This is a genomic window from Mycobacterium sp. IDUB_5, from assembly GCF_055419565.1.
This window is the reverse complement of sequence record NZ_JBVAXX010000009.1, coordinates 215,323-235,215: the sequence shown is the minus strand read 5'-3', so window position 1 is coordinate 235,215 and position 19,893 is coordinate 215,323. Positions and strand designations below refer to the sequence as shown.

Annotated in this window: 17 protein-coding genes; 5 read left to right on the top strand and 12 right to left on the bottom strand. The window is 69.3% G+C overall.

What is annotated here, in order from left to right; genetic code table 11:
- Positions 1 to 8 precede the first annotated feature (8 nt).
- The 3 genes from ACZY1G_RS26990 to glnA all read right to left on the bottom strand — a co-directional run bounded on the left by ACZY1G_RS26990 (position 9) and on the right by glnA (position 4,764).
- A complete protein-coding gene (locus ACZY1G_RS26990) occupies positions 9 to 2,162 on the bottom strand; it encodes an MDR family MFS transporter (protein ID WP_463824096.1) in 2,154 nt (717 codons plus the stop codon).
- A 95-nt stretch (positions 2,163 to 2,257) separates the two neighbouring features.
- On the bottom strand, positions 2,258 to 3,241 hold the full coding sequence (locus ACZY1G_RS26985) for an NAD-dependent epimerase/dehydratase family protein (protein ID WP_463824079.1): 984 nt from the start codon (positions 3,239 to 3,241) through the stop codon (positions 2,258 to 2,260).
- Between the two features lie 86 nt (positions 3,242 to 3,327).
- Positions 3,328 to 4,764, bottom strand: coding sequence for a type I glutamate--ammonia ligase (gene glnA / locus ACZY1G_RS26980; protein WP_335330546.1), 1,437 nt, complete (start codon positions 4,762 to 4,764; stop codon positions 3,328 to 3,330).
- A 136-nt stretch (positions 4,765 to 4,900) separates the two neighbouring features.
- On the opposite strand from glnA, the gene ACZY1G_RS26975 reads away from it, so the two are divergent.
- The gene (locus ACZY1G_RS26975) at positions 4,901 to 5,365 is read left to right on the top strand and encodes an RDD family protein (protein WP_463818257.1); all 465 of its coding nucleotides are present in this window, start codon (positions 4,901 to 4,903) and stop codon (positions 5,363 to 5,365) included.
- Here ACZY1G_RS26975 and ACZY1G_RS26970 read toward each other — a convergent pair.
- From ACZY1G_RS26970 to sucB, 6 genes are all read right to left on the bottom strand, one after another.
- Complete coding sequence (locus ACZY1G_RS26970; RefSeq protein ID WP_463818256.1) at positions 5,362 to 7,200, bottom strand: amidohydrolase; 1,839 nt, start codon at positions 7,198 to 7,200, stop codon at positions 5,362 to 5,364. The two genes, ACZY1G_RS26975 and ACZY1G_RS26970, sit on opposite strands and share 4 nt — an antisense overlap.
- Positions 7,201 to 7,282: 82 nt before the next feature.
- Positions 7,283 to 8,038, bottom strand: a complete 756-nt coding sequence (locus ACZY1G_RS26965) for a DUF4191 domain-containing protein (protein WP_463824078.1) — start codon at positions 8,036 to 8,038, stop codon at positions 7,283 to 7,285.
- Between the two features lie 14 nt (positions 8,039 to 8,052).
- Complete coding sequence (lipA, locus tag ACZY1G_RS26960) at positions 8,053 to 8,997, bottom strand: lipoyl synthase (protein ID WP_463824077.1); 945 nt, start codon at positions 8,995 to 8,997, stop codon at positions 8,053 to 8,055.
- On the bottom strand, positions 8,994 to 9,680 hold the full coding sequence (gene lipB, locus ACZY1G_RS26955) for a lipoyl(octanoyl) transferase LipB (protein ID WP_463824075.1): 687 nt from the start codon (positions 9,678 to 9,680) through the stop codon (positions 8,994 to 8,996). Before lipB ends, lipA begins: the two co-directional genes overlap by 4 nt.
- A gap of 10 nt (positions 9,681 to 9,690) precedes the next feature.
- A complete protein-coding gene (locus ACZY1G_RS26950) occupies positions 9,691 to 10,602 on the bottom strand; it encodes a TIGR01777 family oxidoreductase (protein ID WP_463824095.1) in 912 nt (303 codons plus the stop codon).
- A gap of 12 nt (positions 10,603 to 10,614) precedes the next feature.
- Positions 10,615 to 12,408, bottom strand: coding sequence for a 2-oxoglutarate dehydrogenase, E2 component, dihydrolipoamide succinyltransferase (sucB, locus tag ACZY1G_RS26945; protein WP_463824074.1), 1,794 nt, complete (start codon positions 12,406 to 12,408; stop codon positions 10,615 to 10,617).
- A gap of 166 nt (positions 12,409 to 12,574) precedes the next feature.
- Here sucB and ACZY1G_RS26940 point away from each other — a divergent pair, with 166 nt between their 5' ends.
- Together ACZY1G_RS26940 and ACZY1G_RS26935 are read left to right on the top strand one after the other, a co-directional pair.
- Complete coding sequence (locus ACZY1G_RS26940) at positions 12,575 to 12,925, top strand: oxidoreductase (protein ID WP_463818251.1); 351 nt, start codon at positions 12,575 to 12,577, stop codon at positions 12,923 to 12,925.
- Positions 12,926 to 12,929: 4 nt separating this feature from the next.
- Positions 12,930 to 14,270 carry an SDR family oxidoreductase gene (locus ACZY1G_RS26935; RefSeq protein WP_463824073.1) on the top strand — a complete coding sequence of 447 codons (1,341 nt, stop codon included), beginning with the start codon at positions 12,930 to 12,932 and terminating at the stop codon, positions 14,268 to 14,270.
- 40 nt (positions 14,271 to 14,310) lie between these two features.
- Here ACZY1G_RS26935 and ACZY1G_RS26930 read toward each other — a convergent pair whose 3' ends face one another.
- The gene (locus ACZY1G_RS26930) at positions 14,311 to 15,843 is read right to left on the bottom strand and encodes a leucyl aminopeptidase (RefSeq protein ID WP_463824072.1); all 1,533 of its coding nucleotides are present in this window, start codon (positions 15,841 to 15,843) and stop codon (positions 14,311 to 14,313) included.
- Between the two features lie 40 nt (positions 15,844 to 15,883).
- On the opposite strand from ACZY1G_RS26930, the gene gcvT reads away from it, so the two are divergent.
- Both gcvT and ACZY1G_RS26920 read left to right on the top strand, forming a co-directional pair.
- A complete protein-coding gene (gcvT, locus tag ACZY1G_RS26925; RefSeq protein ID WP_463824071.1) occupies positions 15,884 to 16,981 on the top strand; it encodes a glycine cleavage system aminomethyltransferase GcvT in 1,098 nt (365 codons plus the stop codon).
- Positions 16,982 to 17,013: 32 nt separating this feature from the next.
- Positions 17,014 to 18,117 carry a branched-chain amino acid aminotransferase gene (locus ACZY1G_RS26920; RefSeq protein ID WP_463818247.1) on the top strand — a complete coding sequence of 368 codons (1,104 nt, stop codon included), beginning with the start codon at positions 17,014 to 17,016 and terminating at the stop codon, positions 18,115 to 18,117.
- On the opposite strand, the gene ACZY1G_RS26915 is transcribed toward ACZY1G_RS26920, so the two are convergent.
- A complete protein-coding gene (locus tag ACZY1G_RS26915; RefSeq protein ID WP_463824070.1) occupies positions 18,114 to 18,845 on the bottom strand; it encodes an adenosylcobinamide-GDP ribazoletransferase in 732 nt (243 codons plus the stop codon). The genes ACZY1G_RS26920 and ACZY1G_RS26915 overlap by 4 nt on opposite strands.
- Positions 18,846 to 18,847: 2 nt before the next feature.
- Entirely contained in the window at positions 18,848 to 19,891 is a 1,044-nt protein-coding gene (gene cobT / locus ACZY1G_RS26910) for a nicotinate-nucleotide--dimethylbenzimidazole phosphoribosyltransferase (protein WP_463824069.1), read from the bottom strand.
- Positions 19,892 to 19,893: the final 2 nt, after the last annotated feature.

Sequence of the window (19,893 nt, the reverse complement as noted above, 5' to 3'; positions counted from 1 at the left end):
CGCGCAGCCTAACGGAGCGGACCGCGGTCCGGATAGCGGGCGGGGGGATCGCTGGGCATCGACGCGTGCGAACGGAACGGACGGGTCGGCGGCTCGGCCGCCGGCGGCGCGGACAGTGCGCGCATTCGCGTGGTCGGGACGTCGGACACCGGTAGTCGTGGAGGCGAGCCCAACTTCATCGGGCGTGTTTCCGTCCGCGGGGTCTGCCGCTCGAGCAGCACACTGCGCGCGAGCCGGTCCAGCGCCCCCTGCACCTGGAGACGGTCGGGTCGGCCCTCGAAATCAGGCGACTGGGCCAGCATGTCGGTGATCCATGACGCAATCACGTCACGGGCGTGGTTCACCTCGGCCGCGCCCGCGGCGGTGAGCGAGTACGCATCCCCGACGCGGGTGGCAAAACCCTCGGTGACCAGTCGATTGAACGTGGGCTCGAGAATCTGCGGAGGTACACGCCGCTCCTCGGCGATGTCCTCGAGATGCGCCGCGCCCGTGGCGGCGGCGTACCGGTACACCTGAATCGTCGCCCACAGCCGCGGCACATCCAGTCGGCTGCGCGCCGCGCGGGCCACCCCATCGAGATCCACGCCGTTGCTGCGCTGCAGCAACCGGCCGACCGCCACCTCGAGCAGCTTCTCCGGCGTCGCCGTCGTCGGCATGCCGAAGCCCTCGCCCATATCGGTACTGCCAGCGGCCGCGGCGTCGCGCAGCGGTACCTGCTTGAGGAACAACGCCAACACCAACCCCACCACAGCGAACGGCGCCGCGAACAAGAACACGCGGCTCAGCGAATCCGCGTACGCGTCGATGATCGGCGCTGCGATGTCCTGCGGCAGTCGATGCAATGCCTGAGGCGAGGTCGCCGCCTCCGGTGGCGCCCCGCTGCTCGCCATCGCCGCGGGCAGCCGGTCGCCGAGGAAGTTGGCGAACAACGATCCGAAGATCGCCGCACCGAACGAGCTGCCGATCGTGCGGAAGAACGTGACGCCAGATGTGGCGACCCCGAGGTCGGTGAAGTCGACCGTGTTCTGCACGACCAGCACCAACACCTGCATGCTCAACCCGATGCCGGCGCCGAGCACGAGCAGATACAGCGATTCCACGAGCGTCGACGTGTCGGCATCCATACGAGACAGCAGCACGAAGCCCAGTGCCATGATCGCCGTGCCCGCGATCGGGAAGATCTTGTAGCGGCCCGTCCGCCCCACGATGACACCGCTGCTCAGCGACGTGACCAGCAGGCCCAGCACCATCGGCAGGGTTCGCAACCCCGACTCCGTCGCGGACACCCCGTCGACGAACTGCATGAACGTCGGAAGGAACGTCAGCGCGCCCAGCATCGCGAACCCCACCACGAACGACAGCACGCAGCACACCGAGAAGACCGGATTGCTGAACAGCCGGATCGGCAGTATCGGTTCCGCGGCGCGGCGTTCGACGAACACGAACGCCACCAGAACCGCCACCGACACCACGAACAACCCGATGATGGTCACCGACCCCCACGGGTACGTGGTGCCGCCCCAGCTGGTCGCCAGCGTCAGCCCGGCCGCCCCGAGGCCGACGAGCACGATGCCGGCGTAGTCGAGCACCGGCCGCGCGGTGCGCGCGAGTTCGGGGATGGCGACTGCCGCGATTCCGAGCACGACCACCGCCACCGGAACGTTGATCCAGAATGCCCAGCGCCAGCTCAGATGGTCGGTGAACAGCCCACCCAGCAGGGGGCCGATCACCGTCGTGACACCGAACACCGCACCCAGAGCACCCTGGTAGCGTCCACGTTCACGGAGCGGGATGACCTCGCCGATGACGGCGACCGCGGTCACCGTGATCGCGCCGCCGCCGAGACCCTGCAGCGCCCGCGAGGCGACGAGCATGCCCATCGATTGCGCCAGCCCGCACAGCACCGAGCCCACGAGGAACAGCAGCACCGCGACCTGGAACACCTTCTTGCGTCCGAAGATGTCGCCGAGTTTGCCGACCACGGCGGTGACGATCGTCGACGCCAGCAGGTAGCTGGTGACCACCCAGGCCTGGTGGCCGGCGCCGCCCAGATCCGCGACGACGGTGGGTAGTGCGGTCGCGACGATGGTCTGGTCGAGTGCGGCCAGCAACATACCGAGGACGACCGCGGTGAACACGAGGTTCCGCGAGCGGATGTCCATCTGCTCGGGGGGATTCACCTTCTCGGCTACATCTGTCACCGCTCGTTTCTACCCGCAGCGCCTTTGATCGACACCAGATCGAGCTGTGAGGATGATCAGTGCAGCGTGCTGGCGAGCGCGTCCAGCGTCTCCTCCGAGGTGTGGCGGGGGCGCCATCCCAGCGCGGACTTCGCCTTCTCGGTGTCCATCACCACCGACGTGCGCCCGGCGTGCAGCCACTCCAATGCCGACGGGACGAAGGGCAGCGCGGACAGGACTTCCGACGTCACGACCGCCGCGGCGCGGGGCACCCTGATCGGCAATGCCCCGAATGCGTCGCCGACCTGCGACATCGACACGACGCCGTCGCCGGCGATGTTGTAGGCGCCAGGTGGCGCGGTCTGCGTCGTGACCGCCAGCGCGATGGCGGACGCGACGTCGTCGTGGTGCACGAGCTGCAACGGCGTGCCCGGATCGGGGAACGGCCGCAGAACCGGCAGGGCCGCCGAGACGCGTCGCACGAGACCGGGCAGCTTGTTCCACGGCATGGCATCGGCGAGGGCGGGCGCCTTCGGCCCGGCGACGATGCACGGCCGCAACACGTAGACCTCGAGATCGGAACCCGCCGTGACCTCCGCCAGCGCGGCTTCGCACGCGGCCTTCTGCTCGGAGTAGTAGTGCTCGGCAGACCCGCGCGGCGCAACGTCCTCGGTGATCGGCACCGGGTTGTCGGCGTGATAGCCGTACGCGGCGACCGAGGACGTGTAGACCAGCCGGCGGGGACGGGCGGCGGCGACGGTCGCCTCGAACACGTTGCGAGTTCCCGCCAGATTGACGCGCGCACTCTCGGTGCGGGTGCCCATGATGATGAAGGCCAGGTGGACGACGACGTCGACGTCGGCGACGAGTTCGTCGACCGCGTCGCGGTCGAGGATGTCGCCCTGCCGGTAGGTGGTCTTCGTCCACTGCTCGGCCTCGGGATCGAACGGCCGACGCGCCATGCCGACGATGGCCTCGACGCCGGGGTCGTCCTCCAGCGCCGCGATGGCCGCCTTGCCGATTTCCCCGGTGGGTCCCGTCACGCCGACGCGCACAGCCATGCCGGGCAGATTGCCCCGGCACCGGAAAAGCGAAACGCCCGCCCGGCGGGTGCCGGGCGGGCGTCGTCGTCGCGGAGTGTTCCGACTTACACGTCGTAGTACAGCGAGAACTCGTACGGGTGAGGACGGATCTGGATCGGCATGATCTCGTTCTCCCGCTTGAAGGAGATCCAGGTCTCGATCAGGTCCTCGGTGAACACGCCACCCTCGGTGAGGTACTCGTGGTCCTCTTCGAGCTTGTCGATCACCGCCGCCAGCGACGTGGGCGCCTGCGGGATGTTGGCGGCCTCCTCCGGCGGGAGCTCGTAGAGGTCCTTGTCGACCGGCGACAGCGGCTCGATCTTCTTCTTGATGCCGTCGATGCCGGCCATCAGCATCGCCGCGAACGCCAGGTACGGGTTGCCCGAGCTGTCCGGGCAACGGAACTCGAGGCGCTTGGCCTTCGGGTTGTTGCCGGTGATCGGGATACGCACGCACGCCGAGCGGTTGCGCTGGCTGTACACCAGGTTGATCGGCGCCTCGTACCCCGGCACCAGACGCTTGTAGGAGTTCACCGTCGGGTTGGTGAACGCCAGCAGCGACGGCGCGTGGTGCAGGATGCCGCCGATGTAGTGGCGCGCCATGTCCGACAGCCCGGCGTATCCGGACTCGTCGTGGAACAGCGGCTTGCCGTCTTTCCACAGCGACTGGTGGGCGTGCATGCCGGAACCGTTGTCACCGAACAGCGGCTTGGGCATGAACGTCACGGTCTTGCCGTTGGCCCACGCGGTGTTCTTGATGATGTATTTGAACAGCAACACGTCATCGGCCGCGTGCAGCAGCGTGTTGAACTTGTAGTTGATCTCGGCCTGGCCGGCGGTGCCGACCTCGTGGTGGCCGCGCTCGAGGGTGAACCCGGCGTTGATCAGGTTGGTCGACATCTCGTCGCGCAGGTCGACGTAGTGGTCGTACGGTGCGACGGGGAAGTAGCCGCCCTTGGGCCGGACCTTGTAGCCGCGGTTGGGGGAGCCGTCGGCCTCGAACGGCTCGCCGCTGTTCCACCAACCCGACTCCGAATCCACCTCGTAGAAGGTGCCGTTCATCTTCGAGTCGAAGCTGACCGAGTCGAAGATGTAGAACTCCGCCTCGGCGCCGAAGTAGCAGGTGTCGGCGATGCCGGTGCTGGCCAGGTAGTTCTCCGCCTTGCGGGCGACGTTGCGCGGGTCGCGCGAGTAGGCCTCACGGGTGAACGGATCGTGGACGAAGAAGTTGAGGTTCAGCGTCTTGGCGGCGCGGAACGGGTCGATGCGCGCGGTGGCGGGGTCGGGCAGCAGCATCATGTCCGACTCGTGGATGGACTGGAAGCCGCGCACCGACGAACCGTCGAACGCGAGACCGTCCTCGAACACGCTCTCGTCGAACGCCGAGGCCGGGATCGAGAAGTGTTGGACGACGCCCGGCAGATCGCAGAACCGAATGTCGACGTACTCGACGTTTTCGTCCTTGATCAGCTTGAAGATGTCGTCTGAGGTCGTTTCTGCCACTGAGTGCTCTCCTTCACTTGGGTAACCCGCTCGTGACGCTATGGACGCGATGTTGCACGGCCGTCAACCGCATGTTGCGTGGACGTTACGCATGCGGCCCGGACAGTCCGCGCCGACGCGACACTATCCTGGCCCTATGGCACGTACGTCCGGTTCCGGTCTCGGCTCGTGGCTGTCCGGACCGGGCACCCCCGAGCCCGGCACCTACCCGGGTGAACGACTCGGCCTGCCGAAGAGTGGCCCTGGCTCGATCGCCCGCTTCGGTCGCCGCATCGCGGCGCTGATCGTGGACTGGTTGATGGCCCTGGGCCTGGCGGCACTCGTCGCGTCACTGGATCTGATCAGTCTTCCCATCCAGACGACGCAGCTGATCGTGTGGTTCGTGCTCGGCGTGGCCTCGGTGCGGTTCTTCGGGTTCTCGCCCGGCCAGCTGGCGCTCGGTCTGAAGGTGGTGCCGGTCGACGCCCGGCTGCACGTCGGCACCGGTCGCGCGCTGGGGCGTGGCGTGCTGATCGCCCTGGTGATCCCGGCGTTGTTCACCGACTCCGACCTGCGCGGCCTGCACGATCTCGCGACCAAGACCGCAGTGGTGAAGCGCTAACCCTGGTGGACGATCTTGCCGTTCATCATCGTCGTCGTCACGGTCGCGGCGTGGATGTCGTGAGGATCGATGTCGAAGATGTTGCGATCCAGGACGATGAGATCCGCGAGCTTGCCCGTCTCCACTGAGCCGACCTTGTCGTCCAGCCGGATCTGATACGCCGCGCCGAGCGTGTTCGCGTGCACCGCCTCCTCGACCGTCAGTTTCTGGTCGTCAGGGACGAGGACCGGGGCGTTCGCATCGCCGATGAGCTGCCGGGTGACGCCGATCTGGATGGAATCCAGCGGCTTGTAGGTCGAGAAGTAGCCCGCTGCCGGCCAATCCGTGCCCAGCGAGATGCGGCCACCTGACTGCAGCACGGCCTGCGGCCGATAGAGCAGATCCTTGCGCGGCGCCCCGTAGCGGACGCCCATGTTCTCGATCGTGTCCGGGTCCGCCGACATCCAGTTCGCCGAGAACTGCGCGGTCACCCCGAGCTGTGCAAAACGCGGAGCGTCACTGTCCTCGAGGTAGACCAGATGAGCGACGGTGTGCCGCCGGTCGCGCGGCGGGTTGGCCGCGATCGCACGTTCGATGGCGTCGAGCCCGACGCGCGCCGTGCGCTCGCCGCAGGCATGGATATGGACGTCGAAGCCGGCGGCGTCGACGTCGCTCACCAGTTGATGCCACTGCTGTTCGGTGAAGGGCGACGCACCGGTCGAGTCCGGCTTGTCGGCGTACGGCTCGATCAGCCACGCGGTGTACCCACCCTGGGTGCCGTCGCCGATGATCTTGACGACACTCACGGTCACCAGCTCGCTGGACACTTCGTCGCGGACCGCGGTGAACCGTTCGACGGTGCCCTCGACCGGCGTTTCCCGCACCGAGTACGAGGCGACGACCCGGAACGGCAGCTGACCGCCCTGCTCGATGTCGGTGTACAGCCGCAGGATCGCAGCCTGGTCGTCGCCGATCGGCGGAACCCCCGCGTCGAAGACCGAGGTGATGCCCGCCGCCGATGCCTTGGGCAACCAACCCCTCACCAGGGTCCCCATCGTCTCCGGGGAGATCGGCTCCACTGCGTTGACCAGTCCGAGGACGGCGTTGACCTCGAGGACGTATCCGGTGGGCTCGCCGTTCACGTCGCGGGCGTAGTAACTGAATCCCGGGACCGGGTCCGGGGTGTCACGATTCACGCCGGCCAGCTCGAGAGCCTTGCTGTTGGCCCACAGGCTGTGCCCGTCGATCGCGAAGAAGAAGCCGGGACGATCGGGGAGCACCCGGTCCAGGTCGGCGCGGGTGGGTCCCTCCGGACCGAACATGTCGACGCGCCAGCCGAATCCGCGGACGGGCCCCTCGGGGTTGTCCTTGGCGTACGCGGCGATCGCGTCGAGAGCATCCTGGCGCGTCGGCACCTGCAGATCGACGCCTGAGGTCAAAAACGACCCGAGGAACGGATGGGTGTGGCCTTCGACGAAACCAGGCATCAGCAGCTTGCCGCCCAGGTCGATGACCGTCGTGTTCGGCCCGGCCAGCGCCTTCGCGCCCGCGCTGTCGCCGACGTAGCTGATCGTGGTGCCGGTGACCGCGACCGCCTCGGCCCACGGTTGAGCAGTCGCGAGGGTGTAGACGCGGCCGTTGTGGAACACGGTGTCGGGCGCGCGCTCGGCACCCGCAGTCGTGCTGACCGGGGCCTGCGAACCCGTCCCGCACGCGGTCGCCATCGCCACCAGGCCCGTCGTCACCGCGGCTGCGCGGAGAACGGAGCGGCGCGTCGGCTGGGCTTTCTGTGGGCCGGCCGAGCTGTTTCGGCCGAACGCCGCGAAATGCGGCGCCCACTCGCACGCAGTGCACATGGCCCGTCCCCCCTTGGGCTCGACGGCCCGCAGCAAATGATGGCTGGCAGAGACGGGTGTGGCAAGTGTGGCGCGCGGGACGTCAGCGCCGGCGCACGGTGCGCTGCACGCCGCGCATCTTGGCTTGCGCCGGCAGCGGACCCTTCGGCATCGCGGCGGGGCCGATCTTGGAGCCCAGCGCGGCCAGCCGCGACTCCAGCGAGTCCATCTGCTTGACCGTGATGTTGGCCGGCAACTTGGTCAGATGACGCTCGAGCTTCGACAGCGGCACCTCACCCTCGCCGTTGCCGATGATCACGTCGTAGATCGGGACGTCACCCACGAGCCGGGCCGTGCGCTTCTTCTCCTGCGCCAACAGCGGCTTCAGCCGGTTCGGCGACCCCTCGGCCACGAAGATCACGCCCGGCCGGCCGATCACCCGGTGCACGGCGTCGAAGTGTCCCGTCGCCGCCACCCCGGGCGTCACCCGCCACTTTCCGCGCAGATTGTCCAGAGCCCACGCCGCCGCGCCGGTCTGCCCCTCGGCCTTGCGGTACACGGACTTCTGGGCGCGGCGACCGAAGATGATGAAGGCGACCAGCGCGCCCAGCACGATGCCCAGCGGGATCAGCATGAACATCGTGAAACCGCCGCCCGCAAACAGGCCGGCGGCCACGGACGCAGCCACGATCAGCACGAACGCACCGATCATGTACGGCAGCAGCCGCGTGTCTTCTTTGCGCTGGATCTGGAACGCCTGCCATAGCTGACCGCGCCGCTGCTTGGACGCGGCCTTGCGGGCTGCCTTCGCCTCGGCCTTCGCCGCTTTGACCTCTGCCGAGTTACGCGATTTCGCCATACCGGCAAGGATATCTATGACGAGGGCGTCGGTTGCGCGGACCGCGATGCGATTGTCTGCGCGTAGAGCTTCCCGGCCCGGTACGACGAGCGCACCAGCGGTCCGGCCAGCACTCCGGCGAAGCCGAGCTCAGTCGCGAACTGCTGATGTTCGACGAATTCGTCGGGGTGCACCCACCGCTCCACGGGATGGTGACGCGCCGACGGCCGCAGGTACTGGGTGATCGTGACGATGTCGCAGCCCGCGTCGTACAGGTCGCGCAGCGCGGCGCGCACCTCCTCCGGCGTCTCACCCATGCCGAGGATCAGGTTGCTCTTGGTCACCAGGCCATCGGCGCGGGCCATCGTCAGCACCGACAGGCTGCGCTCGTAGCGGAACGCCGGACGGATCCGCTTGAAGATGCGCGGCACCGTCTCGACGTTGTGCGCCAACACTTCTGGACGCGTCTCGAACACCTGCGCCAGCTGCTCGGGGTCGGCGTTGAAGTCGGGGATGAGCAGCTCCACGCCGGTGTTCGGGTTGAGCTCCTTGATCTGGCGGACCGTCTCGGCATAGAGCCACGCGCCGCCGTCGGGCAGATCGTCGCGCGCCACCCCCGTCACCGTCGAGTAGCGCAGCCCCATCGCCTGCACGCTCTCGGCGACGCGGCGCGGCTCGTCGCGGTCCAATTCGGCGGGCTTGCCGGTGTCGATCTGGCAGAAGTCGCAGCGGCGGGTGCACTGCTCACCGCCGATCAGGAACGTCGCCTCACGGTCTTCCCAGCACTCGAAGATGTTGGGGCAGCCCGCCTCCTCGCACACCGTGTGCAGACCTTCGCGGCGGACCAGCGATTTCAGCTCGGTGTACTCGGGCCCCATCTTGGCCCGCGTCTTGATCCACGGTGGCTTGCGCTCGATCGGCGTCTGCGCGTTGCGCACCTCGAGCCGGAGGAGTTTGCGGTTACCGGGATCGACACTCACTGCATCGATGCTACTGCGTGACCGGCCACGCGGAGGCGGCCGTCGAGCACGTCACACACCGCGTCGGCCACGGGAGTGAAGACGTCGTCGACGGTGACGCGGCGGCCGAGTTCGGCCGTCAGCGACGTGACTCCGGCGTCGGAGATCCCGCACGGCACGATCGAGCCGTACGCGCCCAGGTCGCAGTCGCAGTTCAGGGCGAAACCGTGCTGGGTGATCCCGCGCGCCACCCGGATGCCGATCGCGGCGATCTTGCGTTCCGGCCGGTGGCCGTCGGCAGCGAGCCAGACGCCGGAGCGGCCGTCGACGCGGCCGGTGGCCAGTCCGAACCCGGCGCACACGGTGATCAACGCCTCCTCGAGGCGGCGCACGAAGTTGACGACGTCCATCGGCTCGGCGAGGCCGACGATCGGATACCCGACGAGCTGACCGGGCCCATGCCAGGTGATTTTGCCGCCGCGATCGGTGTCGATGACCGGCGTGCCGTCGGACGGGCGTTCCTCGGGCAGCGTGCGCCGACCCGCCGTGTACACAGAGGGATGCTGCAGCAGCAGAAGTTCGTCCGGACCGCCGGCCAGGCGCTCCGTCACGATCTCGCGCTGCAGGTCCCAGGCCGCCTGATAGTCCACCGTGCCGAGCCGGCGCACCACGACTGGAGCGCTGCTCGACCGGATCGATTCCATGGAACCGACGTTACTCACGGCTGTCGTCGGTGGCGAACCTCAACGCCTCACCGATCGTGTTGTGGTGGAACCGGAAGCCGGCGTTCTCGAGCGCGGCCGGGATCGCACGTTGCCCACCCAGCACACCCTCGTCGGCGAACTCGCCCAGCACGGTGCGCAACGCGAACCCGGGCACCACGAACGGCGTCGGGCGATTCACTGTGCGTCCCAGCGCCGTCGTGAATTCCGCATTGGTGACCGGCGCGGGCCCCGTGAAGTTCACCGGTCCGGCCAGCTCGTCGTGGGTGATCGCGAACAGCAGCGCGCGGATCTGGTCCTCCAGGCTGATCCACGAGATGTACTGGCGGCCGTTGCCCAGCCGTGCACCCAGCCCCAGCGAGAACAAGGGGCGGATACGACCGAGCATGCCACCCGACTGCGACATCACCAGTCCCGTCCGGGGCAGGACGACCCGGACTCCCGCCCGGGACGCGACCATCGCGGCGGCCTCCCAATCCACGGTGAGGTGCGCCAGGAACGTCCGTCCGGGGGCGGCGGTCTCGTCGACGGGCCGTGAGCCGGTGTCACCGTAGTAGCCGACCGCGCTGGCGTTGATCAGCACCGGGACCCCGGCTTCGACCACGGCGCGGGAGAGCACCTCGGTGGGGCCGATGCGGCTGTCGCGCAGGCTCTGCTTGAACGCGCCCGACCATCGCTTCTCACCGACGTTGACGCCGCACATGTTCACCACGGCCGACACGCCATCGAGGGTGCTCGCGTCGAACTCACCGGTGTCGGGGTTCCAGTAGACCTCGTCGGCATTCGACGGCGCGCGTCGCACGATGCGGATCACCCGGTGGTCTGCCGAGCGCAGCGCATACACCAGCGCCGTCCCGATCACACCTGATGAACCCGCAATCGCGATGACCGAATCCGGGGGCAGAGACACCGTCGTCTACAACCCCAGGTCGGCCTCGAAAGCGCCCTCTTCGAGACGCCGTTTGATCGTGGTGACGAATCGGCCGGCGTCGGCGCCGTCGATGAGGCGGTGGTCGTAGGTCAGCGGCAGGTAGCTGACAAAGCGCACACCGATCGACTCGTTGCCGAACTCGTCGACGATCACCCGCGGCCGCTTGACGATCGCGCCCGTGCCCAGCATCGCCGCCTGCGGCGGCACCAGGATCGGGGTGTCGAACAGCGCGCCCTGGCTGCCGATGTTGGTGATCGTGAACGTGCCGCCGGAGAGCTCGTCGGGCTTGAGGTCACCCGAGCGGGCCCGCGCTGCGATGTCGGCGATGGCCCGTGCCAGCCCGCCCAGGGACAGGTCCCCGGCGTTCTTGATCACCGGCGAGAGCAGACCCTGATCGGTGTCCACCGCGAAGCCGAGGTGCTCGGCGTCGTAGTAGGTGATCTCCTTGGAGTCCTCGTTGTAGCTCGCGTTGACGTTCGGGTGCAGCTTGAGTGCGTCGATGACCGCCCGCGCGATGAACGGCAGGTAGGTCAGGTTGACGCCCTCGCGCTCGCTGAAGCCGGCCTTCGCCTTCGCCCGCAGCGACACGATCTTCGTCATGTCGACTTCGTGCACCTGGGTGAGCTGCGCGGTGGTCTGCAGCGACTCGCGGGTCTTCTTCGCGGTGATCTGCCGGATGCGGTTGGCCTTCTGCGTGGTTCCTCGCAGATGCGCCAGCGCGCCCTCGGGTGCTGGTGCCGGCGCGGACGTCTTGCCCGGAGCCTCGGCGGCAGCCGCCGGCTTCGACTCCTCGGCCGGCTTCTTGGCGGCCTCTGCCGCGGCCAGCACGTCCTGCTTGCGGATGCGGCCGCCGACGCCGGTGCCCTTCACCGACGACAGGTCGACACTGTGCTCGTTGGCCAGCTTGCGCACCAGCGGGGTCACATAGGGACCCGAATCGCCGGACGACGAGCTGGCTGCCGGCTCTGGCTCCTTTTTGGGCTCGGGCTTGGGTTCCTTCTTCGGCTCCGGCTTGGGCTCCGGCTTGGATTCCTGCTTCGGCTCTTCCTTGGCCTTGGCCTCGGGCTCGGGCTCGGGCTCCGGCTCGGGCTCGGGCTCCGGTTCGGGCTCGGGGTCGGAGTCGGCCTCCGCTGAGGCGTCTTCACTGGCATCGCCGATCTTCGCGAGCTCGCCGCCGACCTCGACGGTGTCGTCTTCCTCGGCCGTGATGGACAGCAGCGTGCCGGCGACCGGGGACGGGATCTCGGTATCGACCTTGTCGGTGGAGACCTCGACGAGCGGCTCGTCGACCTCCACGCTGTCGCCGACCTCTTTCAGCCAGCGCGTCACGGTGCCCTCGGTGACCGACTCGCCGAGCTCCGGCATGAGCACAGGCGTCGACTTGCCCGATCCCCCCGACGACTTCTTGGGTTCGGGCTTGTCCTCAGGCTCCTCGGCCTCTTCTGCCTCGGCCTCCGCCTCGGGCTCTTCTGCCTCGGGCTCCTCGGCCGGCTCCTCGTCGGAGCTGCCGCTGTCGTCGCTGCCGCTGTCGTCGGACTCGTCCGCGTCACCGATCACGGCGAGCTCGCCGCCGACCTCGACGGTGTCGTCCTCCTGGGCGACGATCTTCTTCAACACCCCGGACGCCGGGGACGGGATCTCGGTGTCGACCTTGTCCGTCGACACCTCCAACAGTGGCTCGTCCTCCTCGACCGTGTCACCCTCCTGCTTCAGCCAGCGGGTGACAGTCCCTTCGGTAACGCTCTCTCCGAGTGCGGGCATCTGGACGGAGATGGCCATAGTGTCGTGGCTCCCTTGCACGGTCGTTCGTGGTCGATTTCACGGTCTCGAGGTGTCGTTCCCCATCCTGTCACGTCCGATGCGACGTTTCGCCGCAGACGCGTGCACCGACCGCTCTGGCACTATCGAAAGCGAGGGGTTCGGCAGTGGGAAGGAGCGACCCCAGGTGGGATTGTTCGACGCGCTGAAGAGCCGGCGACGTGGTGCGCGCGCCGGCACCGATCCGGCAGCTGATCTGCGCTACCTGCAGCAATGGGTCGCCGAGCACACCGGTGTCGAGGCATTCGTGGAACCCAAGACCACCGTCACCGACGTGACCGTGGTGCTCGTGGCCGCCGATGGTGAATGGACGCGGCGCCGAGCAGGCGGCTACGCGGGCGCGCGCAAGCTGTCGGACCGGTTGAAGATCCCCGTCTACGACGTGCAGAAGGTCGGCTACCCGCAGCGCATGCGCGACTACGACGAGCGGCGCCGCATCGAGCGCAAACGCGCCGCCCGCGAGGAGTTGGACCGCTAGTAGCGTGCCGCTCGTGAACACCGACGAGCCGACCATCGTGGCGGTGCACGCCCACCCCGACTCGCCCCGACTCTGGGACGACATGGCAGCGCTGCTTGCCGAGGCGCGCATCGTGCACACCGACCCGGCCGGCCTGGCCGCGGCCCTCGCCGGGCAGCGCCCCGTCCACGTCGTCGCGCACGGGCGCGCGGTGCCCGCCGTGTGGGAGGCAATCTCGCGGCCGGACGCCGCGGTCGCGTCGGTGACGGTGTCGGAGCGGGGGCGGCGACGGTTCGGGCGGCGGACGACGGGTCCCGCGCGGCGTGTCGACGTCCCGGTGCAACTGATCGCTTCCGCCGGCCGCGCCGAGGACCTCACCGCGACGGTGCCGCGCCTGTGGCGGCGTGAAGTCGCCACCGGGCAGCCCGCCCCGGACACCCACCCTGAGCTCTTCGCCCGCGCGGTCAGCCAGTTCGTCGGGCACCTCGACGGCGCCCCCGCGGCCCGGGAGTTGCGGCGCGCCGAGGTGCGGCAGAGCCGGCGGCCGTTCGACGACACGCTGGTCTCCGTCACCGGTGCCGGCAGCGGGATCGGCCGCGAGACGGCGCTGGCATTCGCACGCGACGGCGCCGAATTGGTGATCAGCGACGTCGACGCCGACGGACTGGCCGAGACCGCCCGTCAGCTCGCAGAGGCCGGAGCCGCCGCGCACCGCTACGTCGTCGACGTGGCGGACGCAGCCGCCGTCGAGTCATTCGCCGACGAGGTCTGCGGCGAGCACGGGGTGCCTGACATCGTGGTCAACAACGCGGGCGTCGGGCATGCCGGCTACTTCCTCGACACCCCCGCCGAGGAGTTCGACCGCGTGCTCGACATCAACTTCGGCGGCGTGGTCAACGGGTGCCGCTCCTTCGGCCGGCGGCTCGTCGAACGGGGGGCCGGCGGGCACATCGTCAACATCGCCTCGATGGCGTCCTACACGCCGGTCAACATGATGAACGCCTACTGCACCTCGAAGGCGGCGGTATTCATGTTCTCCGATTGCCTTCGCGCAGAACTGGATTCGGCCGGCATCGGGGTGACGACCATCTGCCCGGGCGTGATAGGCACCAACATCGTCGACGCCACCCGCTTCTCGCTGCCCGACTCGCGTCGAGGCGAGACCGAGGCGCTGCGGGCGCGCGCCCGACGCGGGTTCTCGCTGCGCCGCTACGGGCCCGACAAGGTCGCCCGCGCGATCGTGACTGCCGTCCTCAAGAACAAGGCCGTCGAGCCGGTCACGCTCGAAGCCCGCGTGGTCTACGCGATCGCCCACGCCGCGCCGCCGGCCATGCGCAGCGCCGCCCGCGGCGGCAACTTCGTCTGAGGCGCGCTGCTCAGCCGTTGACTGCTCAGCCGTTTACTGCTCAGCCGTTGACTGCGATGTCCTCCAGGACCGCGAACATCGTCCGCGTCGGCACGCCGGTTCCGCCCTTGGGCGTGTAGCCCCATGGCCCGCCCGAGTTGTAGGCCGGCACCGCGACGTCGATGTGCGCCCAGGCGACGCCGTCGGCGACGAACTCCCGCAGATACGTGCCGGCCACCAGCATCCCGGCGTTGCGCGACGCGCTCACGTTCGCCAGATCCGCCACCGTCGACTTGAGATCGTCCTTCAACTCCTCGGGAAGCGGCATCGCCCAACCGTTCTCACCCACCGACTGGGAGATCTCGGCGACCCGGTCGCGGAACTCGTCGCTACCCATCACCCCGGGGGTGCGCGCACCGAGCGCGACCATCTGCGCCCCGGTCAGCGTCGACGTCTCGATCAGATAATCGGGCTCGTCCTCGCAGGCGCGCACGATCGCATCGGCCAGGATCAACCGGCCCTCGGCGTCGGTGTTGAGCACCTCGACCGTGATGCCGCCGTACTGGGTCAGCACATCGCCGGGGCGCTGTGCGGTGCCTGACGGCATGTTCTCGGCCATCGGCACCGTCGCGATCACGTCGATCGGCAGGCGCAGGCGGGCAGCCAGCACCACGGTCGCGATGACCGCGGCCGCCCCACCCATGTCAGAGGTCATGTGGTGCATGTTGGCCGCCGGCTTGATCGAGATGCCGCCGGTGTCGAACGTGATGCCCTTGCCGACCAGAGCCACGGTCTTGGCCTTGCGGCCCTTGCCACCGCGGTGTGCCAGGCGCACCAGCCGGGGCAGCCGCGACGAGCCCTTGCCCACGCCGATGATGCCGCCGTACCCGCCCTTGGTCAGCGCCTTGTCGTCGAGCACCTCCACCTCGAGACCAGCGTCCTCGCCCAAAGACTTTGCCCGCTTGGCGAATTCGTCAGGGAACAGGTGGCTCGGGGGAGTGTTGACGAAATCGCGCGCCGTGTTGACGGCCGTCGCGATGGCCTCGCCGCGAGCGGCGGCCTCCTTGGTGGCCGACTTGGTGTCCGCGGCCAGCGCCGTGATCTTGCGCAGGCCGGTGTCTTTCGGCGCGGTCTTGTCGCTGCGGAAGTCGGTGAAGCGGTAGGAACCCAGGATCAGGCCTTCGACGGCGGCTTCGGTGTCCAGCACCGACAACGTGGTCAGCACCGACTCCACACCGGAGAGCGATCGCGCGGCCGCGCCGGCCGCCCGGCGGATCGTCTCGGCGGGGTACTCGTCACGGCTCTTGCCCAGCCCGACCGCGAGCACACTGCCGACCGGTAACGACGCGACCGGAATGCGGGTCACCTGTTCCGCACTGCCCTTGGCGCCCAGTGCGGCCAGGGCGGCCTCGATGTCAGCGACCACGGCTGCGTCGAGATGCTGCGTCGCGACGAGGGTTGCGCGGGGTTCGTCATCTGCGGTGTTCACTGCGCTGACGACCGGCACGATCAGCACCGACGAGGTGACCTTGCGCTTGGGCAGCGCGCTGGCGACGGTGACGGCAGGGGACTGGTAACCGACTGAGGTGCTCACGGACATTCACCCTAGCCACTGCCTACTAGTGTGGTTCGGCGTGAGTGACACACCGTTGACCGGCCCGCTCGAAGACCGGCACCGCGAGCTCGGGGCCACCTTCGCCGAATTCGGGGGCTGGCTCATGCCGGTGTCCTACGCAGGTACCGTCGCCGAGCACACCGCCACCCGCACGACGGTCGGCCTGTTCGACGTCAGCCACCTCGGCAAGGCGCTGGTGAGCGGCCCCGGCTCGGCCTCCTACGTCAACGCCGCGTTCACCAACGACCTGGGCCGCATCGGCCCGGGTAAGGCGCAGTACACGCTGTGCTGCACCGACGACGGCGGCGTGATCGACGACCTCATCGCCTACTACGTCTCCGACGACGAGATCTTCCTCGTGCCCAACGCCGCCAACACCGCCGACGTCGTCGCCGCGCTGGTCGAGCGCGCCCCCGCCGGGGTGACGGTCACCGACGAGCACCGGTCACGCGCGGTGCTCGCCGTGCAGGGGCCCCGCTCGGGCGACGTGGTCGGCGGGCTCGGGCTGCCGACCGACATGGACTACATGGGGTACGCCGACGCGGTGTTCGACGGCGTCGACGTGCGGGTGTGCCGCACCGGCTACACCGGCGAGCACGGCTACGAGCTGCTGCCGACCTGGGATGAAGCCGCGGTGGTGTTCGACGCACTGGTCGAGAAGGTGCGGGCCGCCGGCGGTGAGCTCGCCGGGCTCGGTGCGCGCGACACACTGCGCACCGAGATGGGCTATCCGCTGCACGGCCACGAACTCTCGCGCGACATCTCGCCGCTGCAGGCGCGGTGCGGATGGGCGGTCGGCTGGAAGAAGGACGCCTTCTGGGGGCGTGACGCACTGCTCGCCGAGAAGGAGGCTGGGCCGCGGCGCACGCTGCGCGGCCTGCGCGCCGTCGGCCGCGGCGTGCTGCGCGGCGAGCTGACCGTGCTCGACGGTGACACCCCCATCGGCGTCACCACGTCCGGAACCTTCTCTCCCACACTTAAAGTCGGTATCGCGCTGGCGCTGATCGACACCGCCGCGGGCGTCGCCGACGGAGCCCGCGTGACGGTGGACGTTCGGGGCCGCGCCGTCGAGTGTGAGGTGGTCAAGCCCCCGTTCGTGGACACCCGCACGCGATAAATCTCTTCCCAGGCGGTTATACAATCGCCTGCATGACTGAAGGCCTCTCGTTCACCGTCGATCGCACCGCGAATCCGGCGAGTGACGAGGTACGGGCCCAGGTGCTGGCCAACCCCGGCTTCGGGAAGTTCTTCACCGACCACATGGTGTCGGTCGACTACACCGCCGAGCAGGGGTGGCACGACGCCCGGGTGCTGCCGTACGGGCCCATCGAGCTCGACCCGTCGGCGGTCGTCCTGCACTACGCGCAGGAGATCTTCGAGGGGCTGAAGGCCTACCGCTGGAACGACGGCTCCATCGTGTCGTTCCGGCCGGAGGCCAACGCCGCACGGCTGCAGACCTCGGCGCGCCGGCTCGCGATACCCGAACTGCCGACCGAGGTGTTCCTCGAGTCACTGCGCCAGCTCATCGCGGTCGACGGGCAGTGGGTGCCGCCGGCCGGCGGGGAGGAGTCGCTCTACCTGCGGCCGTTCGTCATCGCGACCGAATCCGGTCTGGGTGTGCGCCCCGCCGACCAGTACCGCTACCTGGTCATCGGCTCACCTGCCGGCGCCTACTTCCCGCGCGGCATCAAGCCCGTAAGCGTGTGGCTGTCCCACGAATACGTGCGGGCATCACCGGGTGGCACCGGCGCCGCCAAGTTCGGCGGCAACTACGCGGCGTCGCTGCTCGCGCAGGCCGAAGCCGCCGACCACGGCTGCGACCAGGTGGTGTGGCTCGACGCGATCGAGCGCCGCTACGTCGAAGAAATGGGCGGGATGAACCTGTTCTTCGTCTTCGGCAGCGGTGGCACCGCGCGGCTGGTCACCCCCGAGCTGTCGGGTTCGCTGCTGCCCGGCATCACGCGGGACTCGTTGCTGCAGTTGGCCACTGACGCCGGCTTCGCGGTCGAGGAGCGCAAGATCGACGTCGACGAATGGCAGAAGAAGGCCGCGGCCGGCGAGATCACCGAGGTGTTCGCCTGCGGCACGGCCGCCGTCATCACCCCGGTCTCCCACGTCAAGCACAGCGACGGCGAGTTCACGATCGCCGACGGCGAACCCGGCGAGATCACCATGGCGCTGCGCGACACGCTGACCGGCATCCAGCGCGGCACCTTCGCCGACACCCACGGTTGGATGACGCGACTGGGCTAGCGGATCGCGAGGCCGAGGGCTGCGACCGTCGTCGTCACCTCGACCGCGGCACCCAGCACGTCGCCGGTGATACCGCCGAACCGGCGTACGCAGTGTGCGACGAGCAGGGTGCTGCACGCGATTGCCGCCAGCACCGCCAGCGCCCCCTGCCACGGCCGATCACACACCAGCGCGGCCGCGGTCGCCGCAGCCACGGCCCACACGCCCGGCACCCACGCCGGTTGTGTCCCCGCGACCGCGCCGCCCAGCGCGCTGCCCGCTGCCGCAGGCACGCCACGGCGGCACGCCAGCACCACCGCGACGCGTCCCGCCATGACCGCGACGACCACGGCGGCCCAGCCCGCCTGCGCGAATGCAAGCCCCTGGATCAGGATCGTCGCCGCCACGGCGGCCACCCCGAACGGGCCCGCCGTACCTTCCCGCATCACTGCGAGCGCTCGCTCAGGCGGGCCGTAGCAGCCGAGCGCATCGGTGGTGTCGGCGAGGCCGTCGATGTGCAGGCCGCGGGTCGCCAGCAGCAGCGTCGCCACCACCAGCGCACCTGCCAGCGGACTGCCTGTGCCGAACGCCCAGAACCCTGCGGCCAGCACCGCGGCTGCCACCGCGCCCAACGCTGCGCCGGCGACGGGCAGCGCGGTGACCACACCGCGACCGACGAGCGCGGTGCGTGAGGCTGGAACCGGCAGGATCGTCGAGAACGCGAAAGCGCCTGCCAGTGAACGGATCACGGTCAGCCCTCGGAGATCCCGGCCTCTTCGAACGTGGCCATCGATGCGAGTGTCGCGACCGCGGCGCGCAGCACCGGCAGCGCCACCAGGGCGCCCGAGCCCTCGCCGAGGCGCATCCCGAGATCGACGATCGGCGTCAACCCCAGCTCGGTGAGCGCCATACCGTGCGCGGGTTCGGTGGAGCGGTGCCCGGCCTGCCACCACAGCCGGGCGCCGGGCGCCAGCCGCTCGGCGGCCAACGCCGCCGCGGTCACCACGACGCCGTCGAGCAGCACTGGGGTGCGCCGCAGCGCGGCCTGGGCGCAGAACCCCGTCATCGCCGCGAGATCAGCACCCCCGCAGATGCGCAGCAGCGCAATCGGATCCGCGGACAGCCGTTTGGTGCGGTAGAGCGCGTCGCGGATCGCGGCGGTCTTGCGTGCCCAGCCTGCGTCGTCGACGCCGGTGCCACGGCCGACCACGGCAACCGGTTCCGCCCCGGTCAGGGCGGCCACCAGCGTGGTGGCCGGCGTGGTGTTGCCGATGCCCATGTCGCCCGCGATCAGGAGGTCGGCGCCGGCGTCGACCTCCTCGTCGGCGATGCGTCTGCCGGCCTCGATGGCCGCGACCACCTCGTCGGGCGTCAGCGCGTCCTCGACGGCGATGTTGCCGCTCGAGCGGCGCACCTTGTGCGCGCCGACATCCGGCGACAGCGGCTCCTCGACGTCGACCGCGATGTCGACGACGCGCACTCCGGCGTCGGCGAGGGAGGCCAGCACGTTGACCGCGGCGCCGCCGGCGGCGAAATTGGCCATCATCGCCGCGGTGACCTCGGCCGGATAGGCCGATACTCCCGCCGCGGTGACCCCGTGGTCGCCGGCGAACACCACGACCCTGGCACGCTGGAATTGCTCTGGCGGGCAAGCGCTTTGGCACGACGCCACCCACACGGAGAGGTCTTCGAGGCGCCCCAGCGCCCCGGTGGGTTTGGTCAGCTGCGCCTGCCGGGTCCGTGCGGCGGCCGCTGCGTCGGAATCTGGGGCGGCGATCTCAGGGAAGTAGGACACCG

Excerpts from the sequence above, each read along its gene's own strand:
- ACZY1G_RS26985 (WP_463824079.1), bottom strand. The coding sequence starts at position 3,241 with ATGGCTGTGCGCGTCGGCGTGACGGGACCCACCGGGGAAATCGGCAAG.
- ACZY1G_RS26975 (WP_463818257.1), top strand. The coding sequence starts at position 4,901 with ATGGCACGTACGTCCGGTTCCGGTCTCGGCTCGTGGCTGTCCGGACCG.
- ACZY1G_RS26965 (WP_463824078.1), bottom strand. The coding sequence starts at position 8,038 with ATGGCGAAATCGCGTAACTCGGCAGAGGTCAAAGCGGCGAAGGCCGAG.
- ACZY1G_RS26990 (WP_463824096.1), bottom strand. The coding sequence starts at position 2,162 with ATGGACATCCGCTCGCGGAACCTCGTGTTCACCGCGGTCGTCCTCGGT.
- sucB (WP_463824074.1), bottom strand. The coding sequence starts at position 12,408 with ATGGCCATCTCCGTCCAGATGCCCGCACTCGGAGAGAGCGTTACCGAA.
- ACZY1G_RS26970 (WP_463818256.1), bottom strand. The coding sequence starts at position 7,200 with ATGTGCACTGCGTGCGAGTGGGCGCCGCATTTCGCGGCGTTCGGCCGA.
- lipB (WP_463824075.1), bottom strand. The coding sequence starts at position 9,680 with ATGGAATCGATCCGGTCGAGCAGCGCTCCAGTCGTGGTGCGCCGGCTC.
- ACZY1G_RS26920 (WP_463818247.1), top strand. The coding sequence starts at position 17,014 with ATGACTGAAGGCCTCTCGTTCACCGTCGATCGCACCGCGAATCCGGCG.